The 16,982-nt window shown below is 71.4% G+C and carries 15 protein-coding genes; 5 read left to right on the top strand and 10 right to left on the bottom strand.

Going from position 1 to position 16,982, the window contains the following annotated elements:
* Window position 1: 1 nt before the first annotated feature.
* Genes glgA through DFH01_RS24590 form a run of 3 tightly spaced genes read left to right on the top strand, consistent with a single transcriptional unit; the run spans window position 2 to window position 6,652 of the window.
* Entirely contained in the window at window positions 2-1,447 is a 1,446-nt protein-coding gene (glgA, locus tag DFH01_RS24600; protein ID WP_199231398.1) for a glycogen synthase GlgA, read from the top strand.
* A complete protein-coding gene (gene glgX, locus DFH01_RS24595) occupies window positions 1,437-5,498 on the top strand; it encodes a glycogen debranching protein GlgX (RefSeq protein ID WP_109873155.1) in 4,062 nt (1,353 codons plus the stop codon). The genes glgA and glgX overlap by 11 nt, the downstream gene beginning before the upstream one ends.
* A 53-nt stretch (window positions 5,499-5,551) precedes the next feature.
* Window positions 5,552-6,652 (top strand): alpha-hydroxy acid oxidase, encoded by a 1,101-nt coding sequence (locus tag DFH01_RS24590; protein ID WP_199231391.1) that lies wholly within the window; start codon window positions 5,552-5,554, stop codon window positions 6,650-6,652.
* A gap of 51 nt (window positions 6,653-6,703) precedes the next feature.
* Here DFH01_RS24590 and DFH01_RS24585 read toward each other — a convergent pair whose 3' ends face one another.
* The 7 genes from DFH01_RS24585 to DFH01_RS24555 are packed head-to-tail and all read right to left on the bottom strand — an operon-like array spanning window position 6,704 to window position 12,810.
* Window positions 6,704-7,330, bottom strand: a complete 627-nt coding sequence (locus DFH01_RS24585) for a carboxymuconolactone decarboxylase family protein (protein ID WP_109873153.1) — start codon at window positions 7,328-7,330, stop codon at window positions 6,704-6,706.
* 20 nt (window positions 7,331-7,350) lie between these two features.
* On the bottom strand, window positions 7,351-8,247 hold the full coding sequence (locus DFH01_RS24580) for an amino acid ABC transporter permease (protein WP_109873152.1): 897 nt from the start codon (window positions 8,245-8,247) through the stop codon (window positions 7,351-7,353).
* A gap of 9 nt (window positions 8,248-8,256) precedes the next feature.
* Complete coding sequence (locus DFH01_RS24575; RefSeq protein ID WP_109873151.1) at window positions 8,257-9,120, bottom strand: transporter substrate-binding domain-containing protein; 864 nt, start codon at window positions 9,118-9,120, stop codon at window positions 8,257-8,259.
* A 27-nt stretch (window positions 9,121-9,147) separates the two neighbouring features.
* Window positions 9,148-9,975, bottom strand: a complete 828-nt coding sequence (locus DFH01_RS24570; RefSeq protein ID WP_199231390.1) for an amino acid ABC transporter permease — start codon at window positions 9,973-9,975, stop codon at window positions 9,148-9,150.
* Window positions 9,965-10,600, bottom strand: coding sequence for a phosphohydrolase (locus DFH01_RS24565; RefSeq protein WP_109873150.1), 636 nt, complete (start codon window positions 10,598-10,600; stop codon window positions 9,965-9,967). The genes DFH01_RS24570 and DFH01_RS24565 overlap by 11 nt, the downstream gene beginning before the upstream one ends.
* Window positions 10,597-11,586 carry an isopenicillin N synthase family dioxygenase gene (locus DFH01_RS24560; protein WP_199231389.1) on the bottom strand — a complete coding sequence of 330 codons (990 nt, stop codon included), beginning with the start codon at window positions 11,584-11,586 and terminating at the stop codon, window positions 10,597-10,599. The genes DFH01_RS24565 and DFH01_RS24560 overlap by 4 nt, the downstream gene beginning before the upstream one ends.
* 24 nt (window positions 11,587-11,610) lie before the next feature.
* Complete coding sequence (locus DFH01_RS24555; RefSeq protein WP_109873149.1) at window positions 11,611-12,810, bottom strand: NAD(P)/FAD-dependent oxidoreductase; 1,200 nt, start codon at window positions 12,808-12,810, stop codon at window positions 11,611-11,613.
* Between the two features lie 17 nt (window positions 12,811-12,827).
* Here DFH01_RS24555 and DFH01_RS24550 point away from each other — a divergent pair, with 17 nt between their 5' ends.
* Window positions 12,828-13,595, top strand: coding sequence for a creatininase family protein (locus tag DFH01_RS24550; RefSeq protein WP_158287894.1), 768 nt, complete (start codon window positions 12,828-12,830; stop codon window positions 13,593-13,595).
* On the opposite strand, the gene DFH01_RS24545 is transcribed toward DFH01_RS24550, so the two are convergent.
* The 3 genes from DFH01_RS24545 to DFH01_RS24535 are packed head-to-tail and all read right to left on the bottom strand — an operon-like array spanning window position 13,586 to window position 16,103.
* Entirely contained in the window at window positions 13,586-13,996 is a 411-nt protein-coding gene (locus DFH01_RS24545) for a Rid family hydrolase (protein ID WP_199231388.1), read from the bottom strand. The two genes, DFH01_RS24550 and DFH01_RS24545, sit on opposite strands and share 10 nt — an antisense overlap.
* Complete coding sequence (locus DFH01_RS24540; RefSeq protein ID WP_109873146.1) at window positions 13,972-14,775, bottom strand: transporter substrate-binding domain-containing protein; 804 nt, start codon at window positions 14,773-14,775, stop codon at window positions 13,972-13,974. The genes DFH01_RS24545 and DFH01_RS24540 overlap by 25 nt, the downstream gene beginning before the upstream one ends.
* A complete protein-coding gene (locus DFH01_RS24535) occupies window positions 14,772-16,103 on the bottom strand; it encodes an aromatic ring-hydroxylating oxygenase subunit alpha (protein WP_158287893.1) in 1,332 nt (443 codons plus the stop codon). Before DFH01_RS24535 ends, DFH01_RS24540 begins: the two co-directional genes overlap by 4 nt.
* Before the next feature lie 111 nt (window positions 16,104-16,214).
* Between DFH01_RS24535 and DFH01_RS24530 the strand changes: the two genes are divergently transcribed.
* Window positions 16,215-16,970, top strand: a complete 756-nt coding sequence (locus DFH01_RS24530) for an amino acid ABC transporter permease (protein ID WP_199231387.1) — start codon at window positions 16,215-16,217, stop codon at window positions 16,968-16,970.
* Window positions 16,971-16,982: the final 12 nt, after the last annotated feature.

Genomic DNA, 16,982 nt, shown 5'->3' with positions numbered 1-16,982 from the left:
GCTGCGGGTTCTCGCGGTCGCGTCGGAATGCGCGCCGCTGCTGAAGACCGGTGGCCTCGCCGATGTGGTCGGCGCGCTGCCGGGCGTGCTGGCCGCGCAGGGCGTCGCGGTCACGACGCTGCTGCCGGGCTATCCCGCGGTGATGAAGGCGCTGGGCGCGACGAGCGCGCTGCGCCGCTTCGACGACCTGTTCGGCGGGCCGGCGCGGCTGCTGCGCGGCAGCGCCGCCGGGCTCGACCTGCTGGTGCTCGATGCGCCGCATCTCTATGACCGGCCGGGCAGTCCTTACCTGGCGCCACATGGCGGCGAGTGGGAGGACAACGGCATCCGCTTCGCGGCGCTCGGCGTCGCGGCGGCGCTGGCCGCGACGGGCGCAGTGGGCGGGCTCAGCTTCGACGCGGTGCATGCGCATGACTGGCAGGCGGGGCTGGTGCCGGCCTATCTGCGCTTCGCGCCGGGGCCGCGGAAGCCGGCGATGTTCACCGTGCACAACCTGGCTTTCCAAGGGAAATTCCCGCTGTCTCTGTTCCACCGGCTCGGGCTGCCGGCCGAGGCGCTTTCGGTGCAGGGCCTCGAGTACTACGGCACGGTCGGCTTCCTGAAGGCAGGCCTGTGGTATGCCGATCGCATCACCACCGTCTCGCCGACCTATGCGGCGGAGATTGGCACGCCGACGCTCGGCATGGGGCTGGATGGGTTGCTCCGCGGGCGGGGCGGGCATGTCTCGGGCATCCTGAACGGGCTCGATACGGTGGATTTCGATCCGGCGCGCGATCCGCGCCTTGTGGCACGCTTCGATGCGACGGATCCCGCTTCGCGTGCGGCGAACAAGGCGGCGCTGCAGCGGCGCATGGGACTGGCGGAATCGCGCGACACGCTGCTCTTCGGCTTCGTCGGGCGGCTCGCCTGGCAGAAGGGCGTGGACATGCTGCTGGGCGCCGTGCCGACGATGCTCGGCGAAGGCGCGCAGCTTGCGCTGCTCGGCACCGGCGAATGGGGGCTGGAGGAAGGCTGCCGCGGCGCGGCGGCGGCGCATCCCGGACGCATCGGCGCCCATGTCGGCTTCGACGAGGCGCTGGCGCGGCTGGTCTATGCCGGCGCCGATGTCATCCTGGTGCCGAGCCGCTTCGAACCCTGCGGCCTGGCGCAGCTTGCGGCGCTGCGCTACGGCGCGCTGCCGCTGGTGGCGCATGTCGGCGGGCTGGTGGACAGCGTGGTGGACGCGAACGAGATGGCACTCGCCGAGGGCATCGGCACGGGCTTCCACTTCTCGCCGGCGACGCAGGAGATGTTGGCCGCCACGATACTGCGCGTCGCGCGGCTCTGGCGCGACCAGGCGATGTGGCGGCGGCTGCAGGCGAATGCGCTGCGCGCGGATGTCTCCTGGGCGCGCTCCGCTTCGCGCTATGCGGCGCTGTTCCACGAGATGGTGGCGGATGCAGGCTGAGGCCGCGGCCGGCTCGCCTGAGCCGCTCGGCGCGACCGTCACCGCGCACGGTGCCAACTTCGCCTTTCCTGCACCGGATGCGACGGCGATCTTCATCTGCGTCTTCGACACGCAGGATCGCGAGGTGGGGCGGATAAGGCTGCCGGGCCGTACGGGCGATGTGCATCACGGCGAGATAGCAGGAATCGAAGAAGGCGCGCGCTACGGGCTGCGCGTCGAGGGGCGCTGGGACCTCTCCCGAGGCCATCGATTCAACCCCCAAAAGCTGCTGGTGGATCCCTGGGCCCGCGCGCTGGACCGGCCCTTCGCGCTGCACGCAGCACTGTTCGACACCGGCGTCGCGCCCGACGCCGCGGACAGCGCGCCGTTCCTGCCGAAGGCGATCCTGACGGCGCCGACGCCCCCTGCCCCGCCGCGCGTGCGCCCGCGCGGGCCGCAGGTGATCTACGAACTGCACGCGAAAGGCTTCACCGCGCTGCATCCCGAGGTGCCGGGGGCGATCCGCGGCACCTTCGCGGGCCTGGCGCATCCCGCCGCCATCTCGCATCTGCGGCGGCTCGGCGTGACCGCTGTGGAGATCATGCCAGGTGCGGCCTGGGTGGATGAGCGGCACCTGCCGCCGCTCGGGCTCAGCAATTACTGGGGCTACAATCCGGTGGCCTTCCTCTGCCCCGATCCGCGGCTTGCGCCGGGCGGCATGGCGGAGGTGCACGCGGCGGTGCGCGCGCTGCAGGAAGCGGACATAGCGGTGATCCTTGACGTGGTGTTGAACCACAGCGGCGAAGGCGATGCGCTGGGGCCGACGCTGTCGCTGAAGGGTCTCGGGAACGCCGCCTTCTACCGCCTGCAAGACGGGCGCTACGTGGACGATGCGGGTTGCGGCAATGCACTGGCGCTGGACCGCCCCTGGCCGCTGCGGCTGGCGATGGATGCGCTGCGGCACTGGGCGGCGGCGGGCTTCGACGGGATACGGCTCGACCTCGCCACCACGCTGGCGCGGCGGGAGGCAGGGTTCGATGCGGATGCGCCGCTGATCCAGGCGATGCGCCAGGACCCGCTGCTGCGCGAGAGGCTGATCATCGCGGAGCCCTGGGATATCGGGCCGGAAGGCTACCGCCTCGGCGCCTTCCCGGCCGGCTGGGGAGAGTGGAACGACCGCTTCCGCGACGATGTGCGGCGCTTCTGGCGCGGCGATGCGGGAATGGTCGGCGCGCTGGCGACGCGGCTGGCGGGGTCGGCCGACGCGTTTCGCAGCCGCCCGCTATCGGACAGCGTGAACTTCGTGGCGGCGCATGACGGCTTCACGTTGGCCGATCTCGTCAGCTTCACCGCCAAGCGCAACCACCCCAATGGCGAGGCCAACCGAGACGGCACGGATGCCAACCACGCCTGGAACAACGGCGTGGAAGGTCCGAGCGACGATCCCGCAGTCCGGGCGCGCCGACACGCCGACATCCGCGCGCTACTCGCCACGCTGCTCGTGGCGCGCGGCAAGCCGATGCTGGCGATGGGCGACGAGGCGGGGCGCAGCCAGGGCGGCAACAACAACGCCTATGCGCAGGACAATCCGACGAGCTGGCTCGACTGGGCGGCGATGGACCACGAGCTCGTCGAGTTCACCGCACGGATGATCGCAGCAAGGCGGGCGCATCCCGCGCTGCATGGTGACGCGCCACTCAGCGGCAATGGAGACGCAACCTGGCTGCGGCCGGATGGCGCGCCGATGACCGAGGCGGAGTGGCATGACGCAGAGCGGCGCGCGCTGGTTCTGCTGCTGGAGGCGGGCGGCGACCGATGTGTCCTGGCGCTGAACGCCGGCGAGGCGGCGCTGCCGCTCGCCCTGCCCTCGCCGCGCGCGCGTCGCCGGTGGCGGCTCATCGCGGACAGCAGCGCGCCCGGGCGGCGCGAGACGCCCGACTACTTGCCTGGCCGCGCGGTGCTGCTGCTCGCCGAGGAGCGCATCACGCCTCCGGCGGGGGACGAGGCGCTGCTTGCGCGGCTCGCCGATGCGGCAGGGATCGCGACGAGCTGGCACGAGATTTCGGGGCGCGCGCATGCGGTGCCGCAGGAGACGCTGCGCGCGCTGCTTGGCGCGATGGACCTGCCCGCGGGCAATGCGGCGACGATCCGCGACAGCCTGGCGCGGCTTTCGGCGCCGCGTGCCTTGCCGCGGGCGCACACCGCGCCGGTGGCGGCGCCCTGCCTCCCGCTGGCGCTCTCCGACCGGCCCGTTCGGCTGCGGCTGGAACTGGAGGATGGCGAGGTGCGGCACCTGCCCGTGCCGCCGGATGCCGGCCGCACGGAGCGGTTGGTGCGGGCCGATGGCAGCGCCGGTGCGCGCCGCCTGCTCGACCTGCCCGGCCTGCCACCCGGCCGACATGTGGTGCGCGACGACGCCGCGCCGGAGGAGCCCTGCCACCTCGCCGTGGTGCCGCGCGGCGCCTTCCTGCCGTCCTGGCTACGCGAGGGCGGGCGGCGCTTCGGCCTTGCGGCGCAGATCTACGCGCTGCGGCGCGCGCAGGATCAGGGCATCGGCGACTTCCGGGCGGTGGCGGAGATGGCGGAGCTCGCCGGGCGCGAGGGTGCGGCGCTGCTCGGCCTCAGCCCGCCGCATGCGCTGTTCCCGACGGATCGCGCACGCGCCAGCCCCTATCACCCCGCCGACCGCCGCTTCCTCGATCCGATCCTGATCGACGTCGGTACGCTGCCGCTGCTGCACGATCTGCCCGCGGTGCGCGCGGTGCTCGCGCAGCACGCGTCGGTCTTCGCGGCGCTGCGCGAAGGCGATGCGGTGCGCCACGCGGAAGTCTGGCAGGCGAAGCGCGCCGTCCTGGAGGCCGCCTACCGTGCGATGCCCGATGGCGTGCGCGATGCGCTCGGAAGTTTCCGCGCGGAGGGCGGCGCGGCGCTCGCCCATTTCTGCGCCTTCACCGCCATCGCCGAGCAGCAGGGTCACACTGATGCGCGACGCTGGCCGGCCGGGCTGCGCCACGGCCATGATGCGGGCGTGGCGGCGTTCGTTGCGCGGCACGAGGAGGCAGTCGCCTTCGCCGCCTTCCAGCAGATGCTGGCCGACATGCAGCTTGCGGAAGCGGGCCGTGCCGGCGCGGGGCTGTATCGCGACCTCGCGGTCGGCGCGGCGCCGGACGGGGCGGAGCCCTGGTCGGGCGACCAGCGCGTCCTGCCGAACTTCTCGATCGGCGCGCCGCCCGATCCCTTCTCCGCCGCCGGGCAGGTCTGGGGCCTGCCGCCGCCCGATCCGCGAGCCTCCGCCGCGCAGGGCCATGCCGCCTTCGCCGCACTGCTGCGCGCCAACATGCGCCACGCCGCGGCGCTGCGCATCGACCATGTGCTCGGCCTGCAGCGCCTGTTCGTGGTGCCGGACGGCGCCGCGGCCACCGAGGGCGCGTATCTGCGCTTTCCGCTGGCGGAGCTGCTCGGCCAGGTCGCGCTGGAATCGCAACGCGCACATTGCCTGGTGGTGGGCGAGGATCTCGGCACGGTGCCGGAAGGGCTAGGCGCGCAGTTGCGGGAGGCCGACATCCTCTCCTACCGCGTGCTGTGGTTCGAGCGGCGCGGCGACGGCTTCGCGCCGGTGCAGGACTGGCCCGCGCGCGCCACGGCCTGCGTCAGCACGCATGACCTGCCGACGCTCGCGGGATTCTGGACCGGGGAGGACCTGCGGGAGCGCGCGGCGCTCGGCCACTTGGCCGATCTTGATGCCGCACTGGCCGAACGCGCGCGGGACCGCGCGGCACTCTGCGCGCTGCTGGCGGCGGAGGGCCTGCTGCCGGAAGGCGACGGGCCGGACACGCCGCTGCATGACGGGCTCGCGGCCGCCATCCATGCGCTCGTCGCGCGCGCGCCGTCGGCGCTGATGCTCACGCAGCTTGAGGATCTGGCGGGGGAGGCGGTGGCGGTGAACCTGCCGGGCACGGATAGGGAGCGGCCGAACTGGCGCCGCCGCCTGCCTGCGACACCGGAGGGGCTTGTGCTGCTGCCGCGGGCACGCGCGATCCTCGAGCGGCTGCGCGAATCCCGCCCAGGCTAGGAAGCCCGGCCCCGCCGGGGCAAAATGCCCGCCACGGACTGATGGGGAACGCCATGTCGAGCGAAGGCCAGGAACGCTTCCAGACGCTGCACGAACTGGTGAAGGCGGCGAAGCTCAAGCTGAACGCGAATATCTGGGACTACCTGGTCGGCGCTACCGAGACCGAGACGACGATGCAGCGCAACCGCGCCGCGCTGGATTCCGTCGCCTTCCGGCCGCGCGTGCTGCGCGACGTCAGCAAGGTGGACAGCAGCGCGACCTTCCTGGGGCGGCGGAAAATCCGGCTGCCGGTGATGCTATGCCCGGTCGGCTCGCTCGACAGCTTCGAACCGGGCGGCGCGGCGACGGCGGGCCGCGCGGCGGCGGCCTTCGGCGTGCCGATCATGGTTTCCTCCGTGACGCAGCCGGGGCTTGAGGAAAGCGCGAAGGCCGCTGCGGAGGGCCCAAAAATCTTCCAGCTCTATGTGCGCGGCGGGCCGGACTTCGTGGACGACCATGTGAAGCGCGCGATGGATGTGGGCTACGACGCCTTCTGCATCACCGTGGACAGCGCCCATTACAGCCGGCGCGAGCGCGACATCGCGAAGCGCTTCGTCAAGCACTGGCGCGCGCGATCGGAAGGGATGAACTACCAGGCCGCGCTGGCGTGGTCGGACATCGCACGCTTCCGGGAGAAGCACCCGGACGTCACGCTGATCCTGAAGGGCATCGGCATGGCGGAGGACGCCGAGATCGCCGTGAAGCACGGTGTGCAGGTGGTCCATGTCTCGAACCATGGCGGACGCCAGCTGGACCACGGCCGCGGCTCGCTCGCGGTGCTGCCGGAGGTCGTGCAGGCCGTCGGTGGCAAGGCGCGGGTCTGGATGGATGGCGGCATCAGCCGCGGCACGGACCTGGTGAAGGCCGTGGCGCTCGGCGCGGAGTTGGTCGGGATCGGGCGGCTCTATTGCTACGGGCTGGCGGCGGCCGGCGAGCAGGGCGTGCTGCGCGTGCTGCAGCTGCTGGAGGACGAGGTGCAGACCTGCCTCGGCCTGCTCGGCGCGACCTGCTTCGCGGAGGTGGAGCGCAACCAGGTCGTCGCCGCGGCGCCGACCGTTCTGCCGCATGTGCACTCCGCCTTCCCGCTGCTGGCGGAGCCGGAGCGGGGGTACTGAAACGCGGGCGCGAAGGCGAAACCTTCGCGCCCCGATTGCATCGCGCCGGGATCAGCGGTGTTCCCAGTCGTCCAGGCTGTCGGTGTTCGGCGGCGAGGTGCCGAGGATGTCGCCCTGCGTCGTCACGCCGAGGCCGTTCAGCAGCCGGTTGGAGTAGTTGAAATAGGCGCAGACCTGGTTGGCCTCCAGGATCTCGCCATCCGTCGCGCCGGCCTCCCGCACCGCGAGGATGTCGGCCTCCTCCATGCGCTGCGGTTCGAGGGTGAGCTTGCGCACGTAGCGCAGCAGCGCGAGCTCCTTGCCCGAGAAGACCGCCTCCGGCTTCGCCGCGGCGAAGGCCTTGTAGATCGCCTGCGCGCGGGCATCGTCCTGCAGCAGGCGGGAGAGGCCGGCGAAATGGTGCGCCACGCTATAGTCGCACTTGTTGGCCAGTGAAGTGTAGACCGCGAGGCATTCCAGGAACCACACGGGCATGCTGTTGCCGGTGTGGTGCAGCACCGACTTGTACAGCGCGCTGTGGCCTTCCATCGTGTGCGGCCGCAGGCTGTGCGCCTTCATGACGTTGTCGATCAGCCCGCCCGGCCCCTTCACGCGGTCGTAGAGGGTGCGGAGATAGCCCTCGCTTTCGTCGTAGGGGACGAGGCGGATCCAGGCGGGATTCTCGGCCGTGGCCGGCATGACGCGTGTTCTCCTGCGGTTCAGCCGCGCGTGGCGAAGCGGCGTTCGAGACGGGCCGCGACGAAGGACAGCGCGGCACAGACGATGAAGTAGAAGGCGGCGACGAGAAGCCAGGTCTCGAAGACACGGCTCGTCGTTGCCGCGACCTCGTTGCCCAGGAAGGCGAGGTCCTGGATCGAGACCAGCGAGATGATCGAGGAATCCTTCACCAGCGAAACCGCCTGCCCGGCCAGCGGCGGCACGGTGCGCGCCACCGCCTGCGGCAGGATCACATGGCGCAACGCGCGCAAGCGCGACATGCCGAGCGCCTCCGCCGCTTCCCACTGGCCGCGCGGCAGGGACTGGATACCGGCGCGCACGATCTCCGTGACATAGGCCCCCTCGAACAGGCCGAGGCAGAGGATGGCGGCGATGACGCCGGCGGCGAATTGCGGCGGGCCGAAGAAGAGCTCGATCCAGGCGAGCGTCGCGGGGTCCTGCCTGCGGATCCAGTCCTCCACGCCGAGCGCGGGCAGGATCTGGCTGGTGGCGAAGAAGTAGAAGACGAAGACGAAGACCAGCGGCGGGATGTTGCGGATCGTCTCGACATAGAAGCCGGCGATCAGCCTCGGCAGCAGCGCGCGGGAGGTACGCGCGACGCCCATCGCCACGCCGACCACGGCCGCGACGATCGCCGCCCAGAAGCTGACGCGCAGCGTGGTGAGCAGCCCCTGCAGCAGCAGGTTCGCCACCCAGCCGCGCTCCGCGTCGTGGCGCAGCACGAAGCCCCAGACCGGCGCGAAGTTCCAGCGGTAGTCGAGCGCCGTGCCGGCCCGCCAGGCGAGCAGGCCCAGCGCGCCGAGCACGGCGAGGATGACCAGCGCATCGAGCGCCGGGCGACGGGGCCGGCGGGCATAGGGCCCGCCCGGCAGGTCCATCGGCGCCGTTCAGCCGGGCAGCTGGTCGCGCCATTCGCGGGCGCTGAACCAGTATTTCTGCCGTTCCTCCAGCCAGCCATCGAGCTGGCGCAGCAGGATCCAGTTGTTGAGGAAGTTCAGCGCGTCCGGGTCGGACTTGCGCACCGCCATCGCGTCGGCCTGCCGCGCCATCGGCTCGGGGAACGGGCTGAACAGCGCATCGGGGTTGTCCAGCACGGCGAAGAGCGGGCGCGGGATGCTGCCCACCATCGCATGCGCGCGGCCGTTCACCACTTCCAGGATGGACTGCGCGTCGTCGTCGAACTGGCGGAAGGTCGCGCGGGGCAGCAGGCGCTGCGCGGCGGCGAGGGCGGAGGTGCCACGGCGGCCCGCGATCGTCACGTTAGGGCGGTTGTAGGCCTCCAGTGTGGTCATGTTGGCCGCGAGGCGCTTGCTCGCCGCCATGTCCACGCCGGTCGCGGAATAGGCGTTGGTGAAGTTGGCGCTCAGATTGCGCTGCGGCGTGATCGTCATGCCGCCGATGATCGCGTCGAACCGGCCGGCGAGCAGCGCGGGGATGATGCCGTCCCAGGCGGTGGGCACGAATTCCGCGCGCACGCCCATGTCCTGCGCCAGGCGATTCGCCACGTCGATCTCGTAGCCCACCAGCTCGCCCGCGCGGTTGCGGAAGGCCCATGGCACGAAGGTGGACATGCCGACGCGCAGCGTGCCGCGACGCTTCACCTCCTCGATCATGGAGGTGGCGGCGAGGGCGGCGCGCGCATCCGCGCCCTGCGCCGCCGCGGGGCGGCCGAAGGCGAAGGCGCCGAGCGCGGCCAGCCCGCCGGCGGCGGGGGCGATCAGGCGGCGACGGAAGCCGGATTCATCGGTCATGGTCGGGGTTCCTTCTTCTTCCAGTGGTCAGGCCATGGCGCCCTTGAGCCGCCTTTCCAGCAGCCCGACGCCCAATGAGAGCAGCACCGTGACACAGAGATAGAGCACGGCCACGGTTATCCAGATCTCGAAGGTCATGAAGGTGTCGCTGATGACGTTGCGGCCCTCGTTGGTCAGGTCGAACACCGCGATGACGCTGACGATCGCCGAATGCTTGATCAGCGACACGCCGAGGCCGGCCAGCGGCGGCAGGATCACGCGCAGCGCCTGCGGCAGCACGACGAAGCGATAGGCGTCGCGGCGCGAGAGGCCGAGCGCCCAGGCGGCCTCCCACTGGCCCTTGCGCACCGCCATGATGCCGCCCCGGAAGATCTCCGCGGCGAAGGCGCCTTCGAAGAGCGCGAGGCAGAGAACGCCGGCCCAGAAGCGATCGAGGCCCAGGATCGGCGCCAGGATGAAGTAGACGATGTAGAGCTGGACCAGCAGCGGCGTGTTGCGGATCGTCTCGACATAGCCGATCACCAGCCAGCGCCCGGCGGCCGAACCCGACAGGCGCAGCAGCGCCGCGCCGAGCCCGATCACCACCGTCAGCACCAGGGCGATGGCGCTGATCTGCAGCGTCACCAGCAGGCCCTTCAGCAGCGGCCCGAGGAAGATCTCGCCCTCGAAGACCTGGAACAGGTAGCGCGGCACGCGGTACCATTGCCAATTGTAGCCCATCCGCGTCCCGCCCTCGAACAGTAGCCAGGCGAGCAGGCCGAGGAAGAGCGCGAATTGCAGCAGGTCGAGCAGGCGGCGCCACTGCTGGCCGCGCGGCTCCCTCGGGGGCTCCCGCGAACGCCGCTCAGTCGTCACGCAGCGTGAACCGTCGCGGCGGGCGGGCGAAGAGGCGCGCGACCATGGGCGCGAAGACCGACAGCGGCGCTTCCGGCAGGCCGGGGATCACCGTGCCCTGGTCGAAGCGCGCGACGAAATCGGCCGTGGCGGCGAAATGCGGATGGCCGCGCCAGCGTTCCCGTGCCGCCGGGTCGCAGTGATCCTCGGGGTGGTCGTGGCAGTGGAAGTCGAGGAAGAGCGCGTGATGCTCCAGCAGCCAGCGGCTGGCGTCGGACACATAGGGCGCGAGCAGCGCGGCGGCGAAGGGGCCGTGGTTGGTGGGACACATCGTGAAGCCGATGTCGTGCAGCAGCGCGACGACGACGTATTCCTCGTCGCGCCCGTCCTGCAGTGCCGCCGTCGCGGCCTGCACGCAATGGCGGTAGTTGTTCACCTGGTAGCCGAAGCTCGGATCGGCGGCCGAGGCCTCCAGCGCGCGCAGCACATGCCGCGCCTGGAGTTCGGCGTCGAAGGGGCGGCGCTGGTCGCGCAGCAGCGTCCACTCCGCACGGCGGAAATCCTGCATCTCCACCGGCGGCACATGCTGCATCTCCGGCGACAGCAGCCGCGAGGGCCGTGGGTCGCCGGGGAAGGAGCGGCTCATGACGGCGTGGCCGGCGCGCGGTACTGAAAGGCCTTGTCGAACTTGCCGACGACCCATTCGCCACAGGCGATCGGCGGGTATTTCGCCTGCGCGGGATCTTCCAGCAGGTCGCGCGGGTCCACCACGGCGTGGAAGCCCGGGTCGAAGAACACCGCCGCGCTCTGCCGCGCCTTGCCGGAGGTGTTCACCACGCGATGCGGGTTGCTGTGGAAGCGGCCATTCGTCCAGCGATGCATCAGGTCGCCGATGTTCACCACGAAGGTGTCGGGGATCGGATGCGCCATGACCCATTCGCGGTCGGTGCCCTTCACCTGCAGGCCGCCGGTCATGTCCTGCGCCAGCAGCGTCAGCCCGCCGTAATCGGTGTGCGGCGCGACGCCGAACTGCTCGCGGCCGAGATCGGGCGGCTGCGGCGGGTACCAGATGGCGGAGCCGCGGGCGAGCGGGCGCTCGAAGGGTTTCGCGAAGAAATCCATGTCGCGGCCGAGGCTGAGCGCCAGGCCGCGCAGCACGGCGTGGCCGGCGGCGACCACCGCCTCGTACCAGCCATAGAGCGCCGGGCGCAGCTCGGGCAGCGCGGCGGGCCATTGGTTCGGGCCCATCAGCGGCGTGCCGGCGGCGACATCCGGGTCGTCCTCGGGCAGCTCGAGGCCCCAGACGAAGCTCTCCTTCAGGTCGGCCTTGGCGGTGCCATACATCTTCGCTCCGCCATGGCCGATCCAGCCGCGATGGCGCTTGTTCACCTTCACCGTGGCCTTCTCCTCCTCCGGCAGGGCGAAGAAGCGGGCGGCGGTGGAGAACAGGTTCTGGGTCAGCGCAGCGGGCACGCCATGGCCGGCGATGTAGAAGAAGCCGATGCGCTCGCTGGCCTCGCGCATGGCCGCGCCGGTCGCGGCGGCGCCGGCGGGATCACGAGCGACGAGGGGCGCGATGTCGATGACCGGGATCTCGTCCACGGCGATGGCGCGTGCGGTTGCGTAGGACATGGTTCGTTCTCCGCGCTGGTGGCGCTACGATCCCGCGTCGGCGCGCGGGAGGGAAGCCTCCCCTTCGCGCCCTGCGGCCCAGTGTGCGAGTTCCTCGGGCGCCAGCGCCTCCTCCAGCGCCGCGGCGAGGCCGAGCGCGAGCAGTGGCGCCAGCTTGAAGCCGTGGCCGGAACAGGCGGAGGCGAGCCATGCCCCCTGCCCCGCCGGGCGCAGCACGAAGCGGTCCTCCGGCGCCATGGTGTAGAGGCAATGGCGCAGGTTGGTCACGCGATGGCGATCGAACCCCGCGATGGCGATTCGCCCGGCATCGAGCAGCGCGGCGCGGCGCGACTCCTCCGGCGGCGCATCAGGGGCTCCGGGCGCGGTGGTGTCGTAGTCGCCGATCTTGAGCCGCGTGCCGGCGCGCGGCGGCAGCACATAGACGCCGCCGGTGGCATGCCCCGGCAGCCGGCAGAGCAGCATCGGCGCGGTGGCCCAGGCATCGGCCAGGTCCTCGGGTGGAGCGAGATAGGCGAGCGTCTGCAGCGAGACGCGCAAGCCGGCGGCCGCGGCGATCTCTGGCAGCAGCCGCGGCGCCCAGGCACCGGCGGCGACGATCACGGCATCGGCGGCGACGCCCTCGCCCTCCGCCAGCCGCACGCCGCCTGCCGCAACTTCGGCAACCCGCGCGTTGCCGCGCAGCGAGACGCCGAGGCGCGGCAGCAACGCCAAAAGGTCGTCGAGGATCGGGCGCGCGAGCAGCATGCCGGAGCCATCCACCTCGATGGCGCGGAGCAGGCCGTCGCGGCTCAGCACAGGGATCGCATCCAGCGCCGCGGCGTCGAGCCGGTGGAAGCCGAGCCCGGCAGCTTCCTGCGTGCGGGCGACCGCCGCCTCCCACGGGCTCTCGGCGCGCAGCGCATAGACCGCACGGCAGGGCACCAGGCGGTCGGCGCCGGTCTCGGCGAAGAGGGCGCGCCAGGCGGCGAAACCCGCCGGCATCATGGCCGCGTAGCCTTCCATCGTGCCATAGGCATGGCGGATGATGCGCCCCTCGTCGGTGGACGACGCCTGTGGGTTGGGCAACGGCCCGGCTTCCAGCACGGTCACTGCATGACCGCGGCGCGCGAGCGCCCAGGCGGTGCAGAGGCCGAGGATGCCGGCGCCCACGATCGCGACGCGCAGAGGGCGCGCGGCGGCGGCGCGGGGGATGAGGGCGGCGACCTGCCGCGTCAGGGGGAGCATCGATGCGTCTCGACCGGATGACCTGGCCCGCTGTGGAGGAACGGCTCGCGCGCGGGCGGCGCGGCGTGATCCTGCCGCTCGGCAGCCTGGAACAGCATGGCGCGGCGGGGATGCTCGGCACGGACACGATCTGCGCCGAGGCGGTGGCGCTGCGTGCCGCGGAGATCGCGGGCGGCGTCGCGCTGCCGGCGCTGGCCTATGGGCCGGCGCAGTTCAACCTGGGCTTCGCCGGCACCGTGAGCCTGAGGCCCTCGACGCTGAGCGCACTGCTCTGCGACGTGCTCGCGAGCCTCGGCCGCACCGGCTTCTCCCGCGTGCTGCTGTTGACCGGGCACGGCGGCAATGTCGCGCCGGCGCTGGCCGCGGTGCAGGAAGTTCTTTCCGAGGTCTCGCTCGGCCGCCTCGTCTTTCCGCGGCCGCTGAGCGTGAAGCTGCGCGCCTGGTGGGAGGGACCGCGCCTCGGCGCGCTGCGCCGCGACTTCTACGGCGATCGCGAGGGGTTTCATGGCACGCCCTCCGAGATCGCGATCGCGTTGCATGTGACGGGCGCCGCGCCCGCTGCGTGGCCGGCCTATCGCGCCTTGCCGCCGGATCCGCTGGTGGATCTCGGCGGGGACCGGCACGAGGATGCGGCGCGGCATCGTGCGCGCTACCCCGAAGGCGTGGTCGGCGCCGATCCCGCGCTCGCCACGGCGGAGCAGGGCGCGGCGCTTCTGCAGGCCGCCGCGGAGGATGTGGCCGAGCTCTTCGCGGCCTTCGAGGCGGCGCCCGAGCCTCATTCCTGACGGAAGGCGGTCGCCTCCACCTCCACGGTGATGCCCGGCGCGAAGAAGCCGGTCATGTAGACCCAGCCGAGGGCCGGGCGGATTTCGGAGAAGACCTCGCCATGGGCGCGGCCGGATTCCTCCCAGTGCGTCGGGTCGGCGACGTAGATGCGCGTCTTCACCACATCGGCGAGCGTCATGCCCACGCCTTCCAGCGCCTCCTTCACCAGGTCGAGGCAGGCCAGCGTCTGGCGATAGACGTCGCCAGGGTGCAGCACCGCGCCGTCCGGCCCGCAGGGGCTGCACAGCGCGGTTTCCGCATAGGGCCCGACCCGGACGGCACGGCTGTAGCCGCAGGATTTCTCCCAGGGCCGCCCGGTCTCGTGGTGCCGCCGCGTCACGACGCCTGCACGACTCCCCACTTCCGGTTCACCTCGTCGAAGAAGCCGCTGGCGAGACGGATGGTGATCCAGGCGTTCAGGAAGTTCGTGAAAACCGTGTCGTTCAGCGGCGCCAGGAATGCCATGGGGATCGGGTTGCGCGGCGTGTTCGCGAAGATCGCGACGAGGTCCGGATACTCCTTCGTGAGAAAGGCCGCCTCGATCAGCGAGGACATGGTCGCGTCCACGCGCCCGCCGATCAACTCCTGCCAGTCGCGCGCCGGGCTTTCCACGCGGCGCAGCGTGGCGTTGGGCAGGGCGGACTGCACCCAGGTCTCCATCGTGGTGCCGAGATTGGTGCCGATGGTCACGCTGCGCTGGTTCAGCGCATCCCAGTTGGCGAACTTGTTGGCATCGCGCCGGCGCACCAGCGGCACGAAAGCATTGCGGCCCCAGGGGATGGTGAAGCTCGCCGCCATGGCGCGCGGCACCGACATGGAGGTGCCGGTGAAGACAACGTCGTACTGGTCGGCCTGCAGGCCGTTGATCAAGGTGCGCCAGTCCGTCGCGACGAATTCAGGCCGCAGGTTCATGTCGCGCGCCAGCTGCTCGGCGCACTCGATCTGGTGGCCGCGATACTGCCGGCTGGCGGGATCGCGGAAGCTCATCGGGTTGAAGTCGCCGGTGGTGCCGAAGCGGATGCGGCCGGCGGCTTGCAGCGCGGCGAGCTTGCCGGATGCGGCGGCCTGCGCCTGCGCCTGGATGGGCAGGGCAAGCGCCGCGGCGGCCGCAGCCGCCGCCGGCAGATGACGACGATTCATGCGGAAGTCTCCTCGTTGGGCAGAGAGGTGCCGCTTGCGGCGGCGGAAATGGCGATGCGACGCGCCTCGCGCGGCAGGTCGGCGCTGTCAAGCACGGCCCGTGCCACCGCGGCGCCATGCGCACGCAGCAGGGCGCGGTCGTCCGGCGCGGGCGGCAGCGGCGTGATGGTGTCCTGGCAAAAGGTGGCAATGGGCTGCGGGGCGACGCATTGCGCGGGCATGTCCGGGCTGCGCAGCGCGCGGCGCAACAGGCGCCGCAGCATCGCGACGCCGCGGTCGCTGCCGGCCAGGTTCTCGAGCGCATGCACGGCGACGGTGCGCTGGCTGACCTGCGCGTCGTAGTCGCCGGGCCGGCGCTGGCGATCCGCATAGCTCGCCGAATCGTCCTGGCCCTCGAAGTCGATCAGGCCGAGGCCGATCCGGTCCGGCCGGTCCTTGCCATGCGGATCGAGATGCGCGCCGAGATGGCGCCAGCCGATCTGCAGGCTGTGGGTGTCGTCCACCGGCACCACCCAGCGCGTCAGGCCGACGCGCTGGAACGGTTTCGCCTCCGCCGCATCCTCCCAGATCGCACCGGTCTGGTTCAGGTTGGGCAGGATGCATTCCACGGTGCGCGTCCAGACCATGCCGCCCCAGCGGCGCGACTGGACATTCATCATGCCGAGTGGCGTCGGCATGAAGTCGAGCTCCTGCTCGGCGCTGTTGGATTCGTCGAAATGCGCGCCGGCATTGCGCGCATGCAGCCAGACCACGTGCACCGGGTCCTGGCTGTTCTCGTAGACCTGCAGCCAGTTGCAGGGGATCTCCAGCAGGAAGGGCGCGAGGGTGACGCCCGGTTCCTGCTCCACGTCCAGCACCGGCGGCGGCGGCACCGCGGCGGGATCGCCGAGGAAGGCGAAGACCAGCCCGTGCCGCTCCACGACGGGATAGGCGCCATGGCGAAGGCGATGGCGGATCTGGCTGCTCTCCGGCTCGGCCGGCGTGGCCAGGATCGTGCCGTCGCGGTCGTAGTGCCAGCCGTGATAGCAGCAGGAAATCCCGCGCGGCATGATGCGGCCGAACTCCAGGCTGGCGCCGCGATGGCTGCAATGGCGGTGCAGCAGGCCGACCGCACCCTCCCCGTCGCGAAAGGCGACGAGATCCTCGCCGAGGATGCGCAGCGCCAACGGCAGGTCCGCGAGTTGCGCGGAAAGGCAGACAGGCTGCCAGGCGCGGCGCAGATACTCGCCGCAGGGCGTGCCGGGGCCCACCTGCGTCAGCTCCGGATCGGGCGCGGGAACCGCGCGCCGCCGATGGCCGGCATAGCGTTCCGACAGGTCGCCTTGCATATCTCCCCCGTTCCGGCTTGCGCCGGGGAAGCAGGGTGCGACACTCGGGGGCGCCGGCGCAACCGTCGGCGGTCGGATCGGCGGGGGAAGATGGGATCGGCTCGCGGAAGGGTGGCGCGCGCGCTGCTGCTGATGATGGCGCTGGCGCCGCTGCTGGCCGCGTGCGGTGGCAACTGGGCCTGGCATGTGGTGGATCCGCGCGATGCGCGCGGGCAGGCCAATCTCGGTTTCCTGGTCTCCGGCTTCTGGGCGACGGTCTCGCTCTCGCTGGCGACGATGGTGCTGTCGCTGGTGCTGGGCCTCGCGGTCGCGATGATGGGCATGTCGCGCATGGCGCCGCTGCGCTGGTTCAATCGCGGCTATGTCGAGCTGTTCCGCGCCATCCCCATCCTGGTCATGATCCTGTGGGTCTTCTACGGCCTGCCGGTGGTGCTCGACATCCGGCTGGATGTCTTCGTCGCGGCGATGCTGGCCATCGCCATCTGCGATTCCGCCTTCGAGGCGGAGATTTTTCGGGCCGGCATCCAATCCGTCGAGCGGGGCCAGCGGGAGGCGGCGATGGCGCTCGGCCTCTCGCCCTGGCAGCGCATGCGCTTCGTCATCCTGCCCCAGGCGATCCGCCGCGTGCTGCCGCCCATCGCCAACCAGTTCATCTACGTGGTCAAGATGAGCAGCCTTGCCAGCGTGATCGGCTACCAGGAGCTGACGCGAAAGGCGAATGAGCTGGTGGTGACGGTGTTCCGGCCGCTCGAGATCTACACGATCCTGATCCTGGAATACCTGGTGCTGATCCTGCTGATCTCGGCCGCGGTGCGCTGGCTGGAGCGACGCATGCAGGCGGACCAGTCCATCCGCACCACGAACTGAGGCCATGGCGGG

Origin of the sequence: Falsiroseomonas bella (assembly GCF_003173615.1) — a bacterium.
GTDB lineage: Bacteria > Pseudomonadota > Alphaproteobacteria > Acetobacterales > Acetobacteraceae > Falsiroseomonas > Falsiroseomonas bella.
The sequence above is the reverse complement of the archived record's forward strand: the minus strand, read 5'-3'. Positions and strand labels throughout refer to the sequence as shown.

Excerpts from the sequence above, each read along its gene's own strand:
- DFH01_RS24555 (WP_109873149.1), bottom strand. The coding sequence starts at position 12,810 with ATGCTCCCCCTGACGCGGCAGGTCGCCGCCCTCATCCCCCGCGCCGCC.
- DFH01_RS24540 (WP_109873146.1), bottom strand. The coding sequence starts at position 14,775 with ATGAATCGTCGTCATCTGCCGGCGGCGGCTGCGGCCGCCGCGGCGCTT.
- DFH01_RS24560 (WP_199231389.1), bottom strand. The coding sequence starts at position 11,586 with ATGTCCTACGCAACCGCACGCGCCATCGCCGTGGACGAGATCCCGGTC.
- DFH01_RS24580 (WP_109873152.1), bottom strand. The coding sequence starts at position 8,247 with ATGGACCTGCCGGGCGGGCCCTATGCCCGCCGGCCCCGTCGCCCGGCG.
- DFH01_RS24535 (WP_158287893.1), bottom strand. The coding sequence starts at position 16,103 with ATGCAAGGCGACCTGTCGGAACGCTATGCCGGCCATCGGCGGCGCGCG.
- DFH01_RS24550 (WP_158287894.1), top strand. The coding sequence starts at position 12,828 with ATGACCTGGCCCGCTGTGGAGGAACGGCTCGCGCGCGGGCGGCGCGGC.
- DFH01_RS24590 (WP_199231391.1), top strand. The coding sequence starts at position 5,552 with ATGTCGAGCGAAGGCCAGGAACGCTTCCAGACGCTGCACGAACTGGTG.
- DFH01_RS24575 (WP_109873151.1), bottom strand. The coding sequence starts at position 9,120 with ATGACCGATGAATCCGGCTTCCGTCGCCGCCTGATCGCCCCCGCCGCC.
- DFH01_RS24565 (WP_109873150.1), bottom strand. The coding sequence starts at position 10,600 with ATGAGCCGCTCCTTCCCCGGCGACCCACGGCCCTCGCGGCTGCTGTCG.
- DFH01_RS24585 (WP_109873153.1), bottom strand. The coding sequence starts at position 7,330 with ATGCCGGCCACGGCCGAGAATCCCGCCTGGATCCGCCTCGTCCCCTAC.
- glgX (WP_109873155.1), top strand. The coding sequence starts at position 1,437 with ATGCAGGCTGAGGCCGCGGCCGGCTCGCCTGAGCCGCTCGGCGCGACC.